Genomic DNA, 13,459 nt, shown 5'->3' with positions numbered 1-13,459 from the left:
CGCCGCGCTCCTACGGTGAACCGATGGGGGACTTCCGCTTCAGCGTCAACGTCACGTCGATCTCGACCCGCGACACGTTCGTCGAGACCTGCCGGGCTGCGGAGGCGGCCGGCTACGACGTGATCATGGTCGCCGATCACCTCGGCATGCCCGACCCGTTCGCGATGCTCGCGACGGCCGCCGAGGTCACGACGACGCCGCGGCTCGGCACGTTCGTGCTCAACGTCGCGTTCTGGAACCCGGCGGTGCTGGCCCGGTCGGTCGCCACGCTCGACGTGCTCTCCGGCGGGCGTCTCGAGGTCGGGCTCGGCGCCGGGTACGCGCGGGCCGAGTTCGACCAGGCCGGGGTGCCGTTCGGGACCCCGGGCGAGCGGGTGGACCGGCTGGAGAGCGTGATCGTGGAGTTGCGCGCCGCGCTCTCGGCCGAGGCGCACCGGCCCGCCGCCGTGCAGCGCCCGCACCCGCCGCTGCTCATCGGCGGCAACGGCAACCGCGTGCTCGGCCTCGCCGCCGAGCACGCCGCGATCGCGGGCTTCTCCGGCGCGGCGACCGACCCGACGGCGCCGTCGGGCCTGCGCATCGTCCCCGGCGACGAGCTGGACGAGCGGGTGGCCTACTTCAAGGCGCGCGCGGGCGAACGGGCGGCGCAGGTCGAGCTGAACCTGCTCGTGCAGCAGGTCGTCGTCACCGACGACGCTGCCGCTGCCGCCCAGCCGCTGCTGGCGCACATGCCGGACGCGACGGTGGAGCAGGTGCTGGCCCTGCCGACGTTCCTCATGGGCACGGTCGAGGAGGTCGTGGCGAAGGTCCGCGGGCTGCGCGAGCGCTACGGGTTCACCTCGATCACGGTGCTCGACCCGTACCTGGCGGAGTTCGCGCCGATCATCCAGGAACTCAACGGCCTAGGAGCGCCCTGAACAGCTGGGACCTACTGCGCGGCGCCAGCTGTTCAGGACCCTCCCAGCCCGTGTGACCACAGCCCGGTGCGGGTACGCAATTCGATGGGCAACACAGCTGCGACCAGCGCCAGATCGGCGCGGGAGACCGAACGGAAGTACGAGGGCACCGGCGACCAGCCGGACCCCGCGACCCTGCTGGACCTCGACCCCTCCGGCGGGGTCGACGAGCACCTCGACGCGACCTACTTCGACACCGACGACCTCCGGCTGCTGCGCGCGGGCATCACGCTGCGCCGCCGGGAAGGCGGGTCGGATCCGGGCTGGCACCTGAAGCTGCCGGCCGGGAAGGACACGCGCGAGGAGATCCGGCTGCCGCTGACCGACGACCGGGTGACGCCACCTGCGGAGCTCGCCGCGCTGGTCCGCGTGCACACCAGGGGCGCCGCCCTGCGACCGGTGGCAACGCTGGCGACGCACCGGCGCCAGTGGGTGCTCACCGACAGCGCGGGAACGGCGGAGATCGCCGAGGACTCCGTCGACGCGCACACCATGGGCGCCGAGACCAGCGCCATGTCGTGGCGCGAGGTCGAGGTCGAGGTGCTCGCGGGCGGCACCAGGAAGGGTGAGCAGAAGCTCCTCGACAAGCTGGAGCGCCGGCTGCTCTCCGGCGGGGTGCGGCCGGCGACGTCCGGGGCGAAGCTCGCGCGCGTGCTGGGTGACCGGCTCCCGCCCGCGACGACGCGACCTGCGAAGAAGGGCTCCGCCGGCGCGGTCGTGCTCGACTACGTGCAGGAGCAGGCGTCGGAGCTGCGGCGGTACGACCCGCTCGTGCGACGCGACGCCCCCGACGCCGTCCACCAGATGCGGGTCGCCGCACGGCGGCTGCGCAGCGCCTTGCAGGCCTACCGGCGGGTGCTCGACCGGGCCGCCACCGAGCCGCTCGTCGAGGAGCTGCGGTGGATCGGGCAGGAGCTGGCCGGGGCGCGCGACGGCGAGGTCACCGAGGAGCGGTTGGGCGCCGCGATCACGGCGCTGCCGGACGAGCTCGTGCTCGGGCCGGTCGCCGCGCACATGACCAGGACGCTGGAACGTCGCAAGGCCGAAGGTCGGGTTGCCGCCATCGCGGCGCTCGACAGCGACCGATACCTCGCGCTGCAGGAGCTGATCGACCGGCTGCTCGCCGACCCGCCGTTCACCGCGAAGGCCACCCGGAAGGCCCGCAAGGAGCTGCCCCGCGGTGTGGCGAGGTCGTGGCGGCGCACCCGCAGCCGAAAGGCGACCGCCGACGCTGCACCGTCGGCCGCCGAGCGTGACCTCGGCCTGCACGAGACCCGCAAGGCCGCAAAACGGATGCGCTACGCCGTCGAGGTCGCCCGGCCCGCGCTGGGCAAGCCGGCCAAGCGGCTGCACCGCCGACTCAAGGCCGTGCACTCGCTGCTCGGCGACCACCAGGACGCCGTGACGGCGCAGCCGGTGATCCGCGAGCTGGCCGTCCAGGCCCACCTCGACGGGACGAACGGCTTCACCCACGGCCTGCTGCACGCCAACGAGCACACCGAAGCCGAACACGCCCGGCTGGCACTCCCGAAACCGTGGAAGCGCCTGGACAAAGCCGCCACGAAGCACCTGTAAGCCGTTGACAACGACGTTCTGGCTGTTTGTTAGCGCTCACAACAGCCAGAACGTCGTTGTCGACGCCTCACCTCACGTCGGCCACGCGCACCGTCGAGCCGGCGGCGGCCGACTCGTATACGGCGCGCACGGTGGCCAGCGCCAGCGTCGCCTCCGGAACGCCGACCAGCGGTGCGCGGCCCTCCGCGATCGCGGCGAGCACGTCGGCGTACTGCCGCGACTGGGCGGAGGCCAGATCCAGGCCACCGTCGGGGACGCCGGCCAGCTCCTCGGCCGCCTGGTTGCCGGAGCCGGCGCTGCCGTAGTCGTCGACGTCGTCGCCGGTGGCGGCGTGGAAGTACACGAGCTCGTCGTTGTCGATCACCGCGGAGCCCCGGGTGCCGTGCACCTGCAGCCGTGCGGAGACACCGGGGAAGGCCGCGGTGGTGGCGTGCAGGGTGGCTAGCGCACCGCTTTCGAACCGGATGGTGGCCGCGACGGTGTCCTCGACCTCGACGCGCTCGTGCGCCAGCAACGCCGTGGTGGCGTGCACGTCTACGGGGGTGCCGAGGAACCACAGCAGCAGGTCGAGCGTGTGCACCCCCTGGTTCATGAGCGCGCCGCCGCCGTCGAGCGCCCACGTGCCGCGCCAGTCACCGGAGTCGTAGTAGCCCTGGCCGCGCCACCACGAGAGCGAGGCGACGGCCGAGGTGAGCTGCCCGAACCGGCCGGCGTCGATCGCGCGGCGCACGACCTGGCTGGCGGGGTCGAAGCGGTGCTGGCTGATGACCGCGGTGACCACCCCCGCCGCATCCGCCGCCGACGCGATCCGGCCGGCGGCGGCCAGCCCGACGTCGATCGGCTTCTCGATCACCGTGTGCTTGCCCGCCTCCAGTGCGACGACGGCGATCTCCGCGTGCAGGCCGCTGGGCACGCACACGGCGACGGCGTCGACGTCGGGCCGTGCGAGCACCTCGGCGAGCGATGTGCTCACCGCCGGCCGGCTCGCACCGAACTCCGCGGCGACCCGGTCGGCCAGCTTCGTCGCCCGCTCCTCCTCGACGTCGACGAGCGCCGCGAGCCGCATCCCGGCGCCACCGGTGATCACCTGCGCGTGGTGCCCGCCGATCATGCCGCAGCCGACGACGGCGAACCCCAACTCAGCCGTCACCGGTAGCCCACTCCCGCCCGGTCGAGCAGCGCGGTGAACGCGCGTGTTGCGACGCCGAACGCCGACGGGCCGGAGAACCCGCCCATCGAGTGCGCGTCGGCGAGGTGCGGCTCCATCGAGGCATACCCGGCGTAGCCGTCGTCGCGCAGCGCCGCGATCGTCTCGGTGACCTGCCCGTCGCCGTCACCGGCGGGCACGACCGTCCCGTCGGCCGAGCGCGCATCCTTGACCTGCAGGTACTCCAGGTGGGGCCGCAGCATCGCGTAGCCGTCGGTGAACGGGCGCCCGACACCGACCTGCACGAAGTTCGCGGCGTCCCACGCCGCCCGCAGCGCGGGCGATCCGACGCTCTCCAGCAGGTCGAGGCAGCGCTCGGGGGTGTCGCCGTATATGTCCTTCTCGTTCTCGTGGAGCAGCACGACCCCCTCCTGCTCCGCGAGCGCCGCGAGCGCGGACAGCCTGCGCAGCACGTCGTCGCGCGCATCCTCCGGCTTCGTCCCTTCCGGCGGGTAGAAGGAGAAGATCCGGACGTACGTCGCCTCGAGCGCGTGCGCGGCCGCGATGATCCGCCGCAACCGCGCGACCTCCGAGTCGACGTCGACGGTCGAGGGCACCTTCCCGATCGGCGAGCCGATCGCCGAGGTGCCGATCCCGTTCGAGCGCAGCAACCCGGCCAGCTCGGCCACCCGCTCCGGCTCCAGCTCGACGATGTTGGTGCCCCACGCGCTGCGCACCTCGATGTGCCGGATGCCGAGCGCCTCCAGCACGGCGATCTGGACGTTCGGGTCGGGCGCGATCTCGTCGGCGAAACCCGAGAGCGTCCAGCTCACGGCTGTGCCGTTGACCGGGGTGCCGTTCACTGCGGTCACTTCACTCCTCCTGCGGTCAGGCCACCGACGAGGTAGCGCTGGAAGATCATGTAGAGCACGACGACGGGAAGCGCGCAGACCAGCGCCGAGGACATCAGCTGACCGTAGAGCGGGATCGCCCCACCCTCCTGCGACAGCCCGAACACCTGCAGCGCCACCGCGACCGTCTCGGTCTCCGGCCTGGTCATCACCGAGGCGAACAGCACGTCGTTCCAGCCGAGCAGGAACGCGAACACGGCTGCGACGACGATGCCGGGCCAGCTCAGCGGGACCACCACGCGGCGCAGCACACCGATGGGGGAGCATCCGTCGAGCATCGCGGCCTCCTCCAGCTCGCGGGGCAACCCGCGCAGGTAGGTGACCATCACCCAGGTCGAGAACGGCAGTGCGAACGTCAGGTAGGTGACGATCAGGCCGAACCTGGTGCCGATGATCGTGATGTCGAGGTAGGTCCGCGCCGAGGAGAACAGCACGAAGATCGGCAGCAGCAGGAGCGTCCCGGGCAGGCTCTGCAGCGCGACCAGGCCGCGCAGGATCGTCAGCCGCCCGCGGAACGCGAACCGCACCAGGCAGTACGCGGTGATGGTGGCGATCATCGCGGAGATGATCGCGACGATGCCGGAGACGACCAGGCTGTTGGCCAGCCCGCCGGCGAGGTCGACCGTGCTCCACATGCGCACGTAGTTCTGCGTCGTGATCTCGTCGGGGACGATCTGGCCGTTCGCGACGTCGACGTCGGGCATGAACGACGCGACGAGGATGTACCCGACCGGAATTGTCACCGCCGCCACCAGCAGCGTCAGCACGACGACCCGCAGCCAACCCGGCAGCACCGCGGTCACGGCGTCGTGGCGGCTCTGCCGTGGCCTGCCCACGGGTGCGTTCGCGACGGCCTCGCCCGATGGTGCGTCCTGCTTGGTCGACGCCGTCATCGCTCGCCCGCCCGGTTGCCGGTGTCGAGCCGCACGGCCCGCAGGTAGATGAACAGCGGTATCGCGATGAGCACCACCGACAGGATCGCCATCGCCGAGCCCAAGCCGAACCGGACGGTCTGGAACGAGGTCGTGTAGGTCAGCATCGGCAGCACCTCCACCGGCCGCGGGGCCGGGCTGCCGAACAGCACGTACGGCAGCGTGAAGTTGTTGATGTGGCTCAGCGTCGCGATGATCACCGCGAGCGCGAGCGGACCCCGCAGGTAGGGCAGCACGACGTACCGCAGCTTCTGGCTCCAGCTCGCGCCGTCGAGCGCGGCGGCCTCGTGCGCCTCGCGGTCGATCACCTGCAGCCCGGCGAGCGCGAGCAGGTAGATGAACGGCCAGGCCGCCCAGGTGTCGACCAGCACCAGCGTCCAGAAGCTGCGGTCCCCGATCAGCCACAGCCCGCCGTCGATCCCGAACCAGCTCAGCGACTCGTTGACCGCGCCGCTGGGCTGCAGCAGCGTCCGCCAGATCGTCGCGGTGACGAACGACGGCAGCACGTAGGGGATGAGGAACACAGAGCGCACGAGCGCACGGCCGCGGAACGCGTTGTGCGCTGCGAGCGCGGCCGCGACCCCGATCGGCAGCGTGAGCAGCGTCGTCAGCACACCGAACGCCACGCTCACCCACACCGAGTGCAGCAACCTGCTGCCGACGAACGCCTCGACGTAGTTGCCGAGCCCGACGAACGGCGCCGACAGCCAGGTCCGGAGGCTGTACTGGTCGAGCTGCAGCAAGGACATCCACAGCGCCAGCACCGCCGGGACCAGGATGACCAGCGCGATCAGGAGCCCGCCCGGCGCCATCAGCCACAGCGGGCGTCCCGTCGTCCCGGCCTTGCGCGCCTGCCGGACCGCGCCGGCCGGCACGCTACTGGCCCGCCCGGTCGAGAGCCTGCTGGGCGGCCTGCTGGGCCTCGGCCAGCCGGCCGGCGATCGCTCCCTGCGGCACCGCACCGGCCGCGAGCTCCGGCCGCGACTGCACGGCGACGTTGGTCAGCGCCAGCTGCACCTCCGACCACGCGCCGGTGAACGGCGTCGCGACGGCGCCCTTGCCGGCCTCGATGATCGGGGCGAGCTTCGCGTTCGAATTGATGATCGTCGTGGCCGCGGCGGCGTTGGCCGGCAGGTCGCCGAACACCGACGTGTAGTGCGCCTGCTCCGCCTCGCTCGTCACCAGCTCCACGAACTTGAACGCGAGGTCCTTGTTGCGCGAGTAGTCGGCGACCGCGATGTTGTCGCCGGAGACGATCGTCGTCGCGGGCCGGCCACCGGCCGGGAGCGCGGCCTCGCCGGGCGGCACGGCCGGCATCGGGGCGTAGACGTACTGGTCGGCGATCGGAGATGCGTCGAGCGTCGGGATCGACGTCGGCGTGGTCATGAGCATCATCGCCGACTTGCCGGCGGCGAACGACGCCAGCGCCTGCGGGTTGCTCCAGCCGACGGCCTCCGGGTTGACGATCTTGTCCTCGGTCAGCAGCCCGAAGTACTCCTGGTAGGCCCGCACGACCGTCGGGTCGTCGAGGCGGACCTGCTTGCCGTCGATCAGCGGGTTGCCGTACTGGTTCGCGTACATCCAGACGAACTTCCAGGGGTCGTAGTTGTCGGCGTAGCCGACCGCGACGCCGTGCACGCCGTCCTTCGTCAGCTTCTTGCCGTACTCGACCAGCTGGTCCCACGTGGTGGGCGGGCCGCTGAGGCCGGCCTGCTGGAACAGGGCCTTGTTGTAGGCCATGACGAACGGGCGCGACAGGAACGGCACGCCGACCTGGTCGGTGTCATTGGGACCGGACATCGCGAGCGTCGCAGGGGTGAACCGGTCCTTGCCGCCGACGGCCGTCCATTCCGCGGGGCCCAACTTCGTGAACGCGCCCGTCGAGTAGGCGACGGGAGTGAAGGTCGTGCCGAGCGAGTAGACGTCGGGACCTTCACCGGAGACGACGGCCGTCTGGATCCTGGTCTGCTCGTCGGCGGCGGAGGCGAACGTCTCGAAGTTGACGTCGGCGCCGGTGCGCTGCTTGAAGACGTCCTTGATGTGGGTGAACCATTCCTTCTGCTGCTCGGGGTACTGCGCACTGGCCCCCACCAGCACGTTGATCGGGCCGGTCGACCCGCCGCCGTTGCCCGCGCCACTGCCACTCCCGCCACTGCCACCCCCGCCACCGCAGCCTGCGAGTGCGAGCGCCGCCGCGGCCGCGATGGCGGCCCACGTGGTTGCTCTCCGGGTTGCGGCCATGGGGCGACCTCCTTGTCAGACACCTGGTCGAACTTGGCGGGGACGGTAGGCCCTTCACGTTGGGGTGGCAACCCTTTGCCAAAAGTTGCCACTACTGCCATCCTGTCGGCCGACCACAGGCGGCCGACAGGCGAGGAGGGTGGTATGCGCGACGGCGGCAGCCCCCACAAGACCCGCAAGGCCCGCCGCGCCGGCCCGACGATCAGCGACGTCGCCGCCCGGTGCGGGGTCGCGGTCTCCACCGTGTCGCGCGCGCTGACGATGCCGGGGCGGGTCAGCGAGGCCACCCGTCAGCGGGTCGTCGCGGCCGCCGACGAGCTCGGCTACCAGCCCAACCCGCGGGCCCGCTCGCTGCTCTCCGGGCGCACCGACACCATCGGGCTCCTCATGCCCGACATCACCAACCCGTTCTTCTTCGACGTCATCCGCGGCACGCAGGCGCAGGCCGCGGCGGCGGGGTACTCGCTGATGCTCGTCGACACCGAGGAGTCGGCCGAGGTGGAGGCGCGGCACCTGGCGCGCATGCCGAAGGCCGTCGACGGGCTGATCCTCGCGGCCTCGCGGCTCTCGGACGCCGACCTGGAGCAGGTCGCGTCGAGCGTCCCGCTGGTGGCGCTGAACCGGGGCACGCGGGGGGTGCCCACGGTCGTGATCGACAGTGCGGACGGCGCCGTGCAGGCCGTGGAACACCTGGCGTCGCTGGGGCACCGCAAGCTCGCCTACGCCGCGGGACCCGCCGGCTCGTGGTCGAACGGACGGCGCTGGCGGGCGGTCTACACCGCCGCGCGCCGCCTCGGGCTGCACGCAGTGCGGCTCGGGCCGTTCCCGCCGACGGTCCGCGCCGGCGCCGCGGCGGCCGACGCGGTGATCAACACCGGGGCGAGCGCCGTGCTCGCGTTCAACGACCTGCTCGCGATCGGGATGCTGGGGCGGCTCGCCGAGCGCGGCGTCGACGTGCCGGGCGAGATGAGCGTGGTGGGCTGCGACGACATCTTCGGCGCCGACTTCTGCCACCCCGCGCTGACGACGCTCACCGCGCCCATCGAGCGCGCCGGCCGCGTCGCCACCGACATGCTGCTCGACCTCCTGGGGCGGGGGACGGGCCGCTCCGCCCACCGCGAGCAGGAGCTGCTGGCGACGACGCTCACCGTCCGGGAGTCGACGGGGCCGGCGCCGGCGCCGACGCCGGCGCCGGCGCCGTGATGCGGCCGCGGGGCGCGGGCCGGCCTCCGGCCGGGGTGGCGGCGGCGGGGCGGCACGTCCCCGCGCCTAGCCGCCCCGGCGGACCTCGGAGTGGTCACGGCAGTGCCAGGAAAGTGGCTTTCCTGGCGCCGCAGGACAGGAAAGTGGCTTTCCTGGCACCCCGCGTTCGCGGCGCCCTACGCCGCGACGGGCGCGCCCCGGTAGTTCTGAACCGTCGCGACGACGCCCGCGACCGTCGCCAGCACGACGCCGGCCAGCCGCACCCAGGTCCCGCCGAAGATCGTCACCGGGTCGAGGTCGACGAGCGCTCGGAACGAGCCGCTGAGGACGAACCCCGCGATCTCCGAGAGCGCGATCACCACGCCGAGCACGGGGGCCCAGCGCATGCGGGTCGATCCGACCAGCAGCGCCGCGGCCAGTAGCAGCACCATGCCGGGCGGGATGATCGGCATCGCGACACCGGCGACGTAGAGGATCGCGATCCCCACGGCGCCGGTGACGAGGCCGATGACGGTGGCGCTCCTGGCGTTCATGGCGTGCCCGCTTCCCTCGGTGACCGGACGGTCCGGCCGGCTGGGGAATGGTTGCCGCGAGCAATCCGTCACGTCGTCCGCCGCGCGTCGTAGCTGTGCCTACGTCCGCCGCGGTAGGGCCGTCAGACGGCGACGAGCTTCTCGAAGAAGAACTCGTGCTTCAGGAACGACGTGTCGTACTCGTGCCCGGGGTGGGGCGGCAGCAGCTGCGCCGCCTGGAACAGCCGCCAGCCGTCCTTGAGCGCGTCGAGTCCCGTCGTGTACGGCGGGACGTCGCTGTCGCCCGTGGTGGGGGTGGTGGCGCCGGTGCCGTCGTAGGTGGACCAGCCGACGACCTTCGCGTCGAGCGCCGACGAGGCCAGGTAGAGCACGAGCACCTGCTGGCGGAGGTCCTGCTGGACGGCTTGGGGTTGGGTCGCCGCGGTCATGCCATCTCCTTGCGGGCTGCGTGCGGGTTGAGGCTGCGCTGCGCGACGACGCGGCGGGGCCGGTTGGACACGCGGGTCACCCAGTAGTCCGGGTCGGCGGTGTCGTCGCCGGTGAGCGCCTGCCACAGCTTGGCCCGGTTGTAGATCTCCAGGCGTCCGGTGGCGGTCTCGTACCAGGGGAAACGGGTGTTCAGCTCGGCGGCGACGCCCTCGTCGTAGAGGTCGTCGGTGTCCCACAGCCGGACCTGGCGCACCGTCGGATTGAAGCGGATCTTGAACATGTAGCGGTCGACGTCGCTGTCGTTGCGCCGCCCGCCGTGCCAGATGCCGTGGTGCAGGAAGACGACGGTGCCGGCGGGGCAGGTCAGGCGGCTCTGGCCGAGCAGGTTCTGGTAACGGCCGGTGTCGGACTCGTTGGTGCGGCGCAGGTGGCTGCCCGGGACGCTGAGGGTGCCGCCCATCTCGAGCGTCACCTCCTGCGGGTAGTACATGAGCTGCACGTCGAACGCGTCCTCGCGGACGTCGATGATCGCGTCGGCGTGCAGGTTCTGCGCCTCGCCCTCGTGCGCCTTGCGGATGTGGACGGCGTGGTGGTCGACGACCGGGTCCGGCCCGACCAGGCTGCGGATCGCGCCGGCGACCTCGGGCAGCTGCACGAGACGCTCGGGCAGCGAGCCGGGCTCGAACGTGTCGGCGAGCGGGGTGCCGTACGGGACGGCCGGGATCCCGGCGTCGAGGACGGCGATCGCCTGCTCGTTCATCTCGGCGGGCACGACGGCGTCCATCCGGAGCGATCCGTGCGCCACGAAGTGGGCCATCTGCACAGAGGTGAGGAGGTGCTTCTGGTGCGTCGAAGTGGTCATCTCTCTCCGATTCGAGTGGTCGGCACTCGCCAAGGCTAGACAGAGACCGCCTGCTCATGCGTGGGTTTCGATCACCACTACTGGTAATTTCTCACCATGACGGTCCCCCTGTACCTCGAGCGCGCCCCGGCGGTCGCGAACGTCGGGGTCGGGGTGCACGGCGTCAGGTCGTTGCGCGACGTGTTCCAGCTGCGCGGCCTGTGGCAGTTCCACGTCTACGGCTACAGCGCCGAGCTGACGCTGCTCGGTGCGACGCACCCCGTCCGTCCGGGTTCGGTGAGCTTCGTGCCGCCGGGGGAGCAGGTGCGCTTCGACTACCGGGGGCGATCCGAGCACCTCTTCGCGCACTTCAGCACCGAGCACGTCGGCGAGCCCTGCCTGGTGCCCGTCGTCCGCGACGCCGGACCGGCCGCGGCCCAGATCTCCGACATGCTGCGGCGCGCCGTCGACGCGTTCCCCGGCGGGTCGCCGCAGGTGACGGCCGAGGTGTGGGCGGCGCTGTGGCGGGCCGCGACCGTGCCGGAGCAGCCGAGGCCGGCGACCGCCGCGCACGACGGGTTGACCCGCGCGCTCGCGCACATCGAGGCGAACCTGGCGCAGCCGCTCACCGTGCCTGCCGTGGCCGCCGTCGCGGATGTCTCGCACAACCACCTGACCAGGCTGTTCCGCGCCCACACCGGCATGACCGTGGTCGCCTACATCCGCCACCGCAGGCTGGCCAGGGCCCGGTACCTGCTGACGTCGTCGACGATGTCGATCCCCGCGGTGGCCGCCACCGTCGGCATCCCGGACCTGCAGGCGTTCAACAAGACGTGCCGGCGCGAGCTGGGGGCCTCGCCACGGGCATTGCGCGCGGCCGGCTGAGGTAGGTGCGGCGGCTCAGCCGCGCAACGCGCCCGCCATGGCGTCGCGGACGAACCCGCGGGCGAACAGCGTGAACACCAGCGCCAGCGGCAGCACGGCGAGCAGGGTGCCGGCCATGATCATGCTGTAGTCGGTGTCGTGCGCGGTCTTGAGCTGCGAGAGCGCCACCTGCAACGTGAGGTTGTTGGGGTCGACCAGCACGATCAGGGGCCACGTGTAGTCGTTCCAGGTCGAGATGAACGTCGTGATCCCGAGGAACGCGAGCCCCGGACGGATCACCGGCAGCACGATCGACGCGTACTGCCGGAAGAAGCCGCAGCCGTCGATCCGGGCCGCGGCGAGCAGGTCGTCCGGCACGGCGCCCGCGATGTACTGCCGCATCCAGAAGATCCCGAACGCGTTGGCCGCCGCCGGCACGATCAGCGCGTTGAGCGTGCCCACCCAGCCCAGCTCCACCATGATCACGAACTGCGGGATGAGAGCGAGCTGGCTCGGCAGCATGAACGCGAGCATGAGCAACGCGAAGAGCGTGTTGCGACCGGGGAACTCGAACTTCGCGAACGCGAAGGCGGCGATCGAGTCGAAGAACAGCACCAGCGCCGTCACCGACGTCGCGACGATCACGGTGTTGAGCATCGAGCCGAAGAAGTCGATGCTCGAGAGCAGCCGCCCGATGTTCTCGAACAGCTCCGGGCCGGGCACGAGCTTCGGCGGCACCCGGAAGATGTCCTGCGTCGTGTTGGTCGCCATGACGGCGGTCCAGTAGAACGGGAACAGCGAGATCGCGACCCCGACGAGCAGCGTGACGTGCAGGCCGACCCGGCCCCCTCGGCCGGGCCTCATCGCGCACCGGCCCGGTCGCGGCGCGAGACGAGCCGCCAGTTGATCACCGTGAACACGAGGATCACCAGGAACACCGCCCAGGCGATCGCGGCGCCGTAGCCGTAGTCGCTGTTGGTGAACGCCTGGTTGTAGAAGTAGAGGACGGCGGTCAGCCCGGCGTTGCCGGGGCCGCCGCTGTTGGCGGCGTTGGCGACGTTGCTGGAGAAGATCACCTGCGGCTCGGTGAACGTCTGCATCCCCGTGATCGTCGAGATGACCACCGTGAACAGGATGATCGGGCGCAGCTGGGGGATCGTGATGCGGAAGAACGTCTGCACGGGCCCCGCGCCGTCGATGCGAGCCGCCTCGTACAGCTCGGCGGGGATCGCCTGCAGCCCCGCGAGGTAGATCAGGGCGTTGTAGCCCACCCACTGCCAGCAGATCACCGTGGCGATGACGAACTTGATCGTCCACTCGTCGACGAGCCACGGCACCGGCGCCGCGCCGAGTGCGCCGAGGATCGCGTTGGCGAGCCCGGCCTGCGTGCTGAACACCGAGCCGAAGAAGATCGCGATAGCGACGATCGAAGTCACGCTGGGCACGAAGTAGGCGATGCGGTAGAAGCTCGAGAACCGGACGGCCGAGTGCAGCAGGTTCGCCACGACCAGCGCCAGGAACAGCGTCGGCACCGTGGAGAAGATCCAGATCAGCACGGTGTTGCGGAGCGCGAGCCAGAACTTCCCGTCCTCGACGAGGTAGGCGTAGTTGCGCAGCCCGACGAACTCCATGTCGCCGAGGCCGTCCCACTTCTGGAACGAGAGGTAGAGCGAGAAGAGGATCGGGCCGAGCAGGAAGACGGCGAAGAGCAGGAAGAACGGCGTGATCGCGACGTACTGCGGCCAGAACCGGCGCAGCGCGCCCTCCTTGCGCGGAGCGGGCGCGGCCGGCGCCGCGGTCCTGGCCTTCGGCGGTGCCGTCGCCACC

Annotated in this window: 14 protein-coding genes; 4 read left to right on the top strand and 10 right to left on the bottom strand. The window is 71.4% G+C overall.

The window, feature by feature from the left end; genetic code table 11:
* Positions 1-23 precede the first annotated feature (23 nt).
* A complete protein-coding gene (locus LL648_RS29140; RefSeq protein ID WP_232665964.1) occupies positions 24-917 on the top strand; it encodes a TIGR03621 family F420-dependent LLM class oxidoreductase in 894 nt (297 codons plus the stop codon).
* A gap of 84 nt (positions 918-1,001) precedes the next feature.
* The gene (locus tag LL648_RS29135) at positions 1,002-2,531 is read left to right on the top strand and encodes a CYTH and CHAD domain-containing protein (protein ID WP_232665963.1); all 1,530 of its coding nucleotides are present in this window, start codon (positions 1,002-1,004) and stop codon (positions 2,529-2,531) included.
* Positions 2,532-2,598: 67 nt separating this feature from the next.
* Here LL648_RS29135 and LL648_RS29130 read toward each other — a convergent pair whose 3' ends face one another.
* The 5 genes from LL648_RS29130 to LL648_RS29110 are packed head-to-tail and all read right to left on the bottom strand — an operon-like array spanning position 2,599 to position 7,762.
* Positions 2,599-3,681, bottom strand: a complete 1,083-nt coding sequence (locus LL648_RS29130) for a Gfo/Idh/MocA family protein (RefSeq protein ID WP_232665962.1) — start codon at positions 3,679-3,681, stop codon at positions 2,599-2,601.
* Positions 3,678-4,550 (bottom strand): sugar phosphate isomerase/epimerase family protein, encoded by an 873-nt coding sequence (locus tag LL648_RS29125; protein WP_232665961.1) that lies wholly within the window; start codon positions 4,548-4,550, stop codon positions 3,678-3,680. The genes LL648_RS29130 and LL648_RS29125 overlap by 4 nt, the downstream gene beginning before the upstream one ends.
* Positions 4,547-5,482, bottom strand: a complete 936-nt coding sequence (locus LL648_RS29120; RefSeq protein WP_232665960.1) for a carbohydrate ABC transporter permease — start codon at positions 5,480-5,482, stop codon at positions 4,547-4,549. Before LL648_RS29120 ends, LL648_RS29125 begins: the two co-directional genes overlap by 4 nt.
* Positions 5,479-6,396, bottom strand: a complete 918-nt coding sequence (locus tag LL648_RS29115) for a carbohydrate ABC transporter permease (protein ID WP_232665959.1) — start codon at positions 6,394-6,396, stop codon at positions 5,479-5,481. The genes LL648_RS29120 and LL648_RS29115 overlap by 4 nt, the downstream gene beginning before the upstream one ends.
* A gap of 1 nt (position 6,397) precedes the next feature.
* Entirely contained in the window at positions 6,398-7,762 is a 1,365-nt protein-coding gene (locus LL648_RS29110) for an ABC transporter substrate-binding protein (protein WP_232665958.1), read from the bottom strand.
* Positions 7,763-7,906: 144 nt separating this feature from the next.
* On the opposite strand from LL648_RS29110, the gene LL648_RS29105 reads away from it, so the two are divergent.
* A complete protein-coding gene (locus LL648_RS29105) occupies positions 7,907-8,965 on the top strand; it encodes a LacI family DNA-binding transcriptional regulator (protein WP_232665957.1) in 1,059 nt (352 codons plus the stop codon).
* Between the two features lie 176 nt (positions 8,966-9,141).
* Here LL648_RS29105 and LL648_RS29100 read toward each other — a convergent pair whose 3' ends face one another.
* From LL648_RS29100 to LL648_RS29090, 3 genes are all read right to left on the bottom strand, one after another.
* Complete coding sequence (locus LL648_RS29100) at positions 9,142-9,498, bottom strand: hypothetical protein (RefSeq protein ID WP_232665956.1); 357 nt, start codon at positions 9,496-9,498, stop codon at positions 9,142-9,144.
* A gap of 122 nt (positions 9,499-9,620) precedes the next feature.
* A complete protein-coding gene (locus LL648_RS29095) occupies positions 9,621-9,926 on the bottom strand; it encodes a hypothetical protein (RefSeq protein ID WP_232665955.1) in 306 nt (101 codons plus the stop codon).
* Positions 9,923-10,789, bottom strand: a complete 867-nt coding sequence (locus LL648_RS29090; protein ID WP_232665954.1) for a phytanoyl-CoA dioxygenase family protein — start codon at positions 10,787-10,789, stop codon at positions 9,923-9,925. The genes LL648_RS29095 and LL648_RS29090 overlap by 4 nt, the downstream gene beginning before the upstream one ends.
* Before the next feature lie 96 nt (positions 10,790-10,885).
* Here LL648_RS29090 and LL648_RS29085 point away from each other — a divergent pair, with 96 nt between their 5' ends.
* Positions 10,886-11,653, top strand: coding sequence for a helix-turn-helix domain-containing protein (locus LL648_RS29085; protein WP_232665953.1), 768 nt, complete (start codon positions 10,886-10,888; stop codon positions 11,651-11,653).
* A 15-nt stretch (positions 11,654-11,668) separates the two neighbouring features.
* Here LL648_RS29085 and LL648_RS29080 read toward each other — a convergent pair whose 3' ends face one another.
* On the bottom strand, positions 11,669-12,496 hold the full coding sequence (locus LL648_RS29080) for a carbohydrate ABC transporter permease (protein WP_232665952.1): 828 nt from the start codon (positions 12,494-12,496) through the stop codon (positions 11,669-11,671).
* The gene (locus LL648_RS29075) at positions 12,493-13,458 is read right to left on the bottom strand and encodes a carbohydrate ABC transporter permease (RefSeq protein ID WP_232665951.1); all 966 of its coding nucleotides are present in this window, start codon (positions 13,456-13,458) and stop codon (positions 12,493-12,495) included. The genes LL648_RS29080 and LL648_RS29075 overlap by 4 nt, the downstream gene beginning before the upstream one ends.
* Position 13,459: the final 1 nt, after the last annotated feature.

Origin of the sequence: Pseudonocardia sp. TRM90224 (genome assembly GCF_021245725.1) — a bacterium.
GTDB lineage: Bacteria > Actinomycetota > Actinomycetes > Mycobacteriales > Pseudonocardiaceae > Pseudonocardia.
The sequence above is the reverse complement of the archived record's forward strand: the minus strand, read 5'-3'. Positions and strand labels throughout refer to the sequence as shown.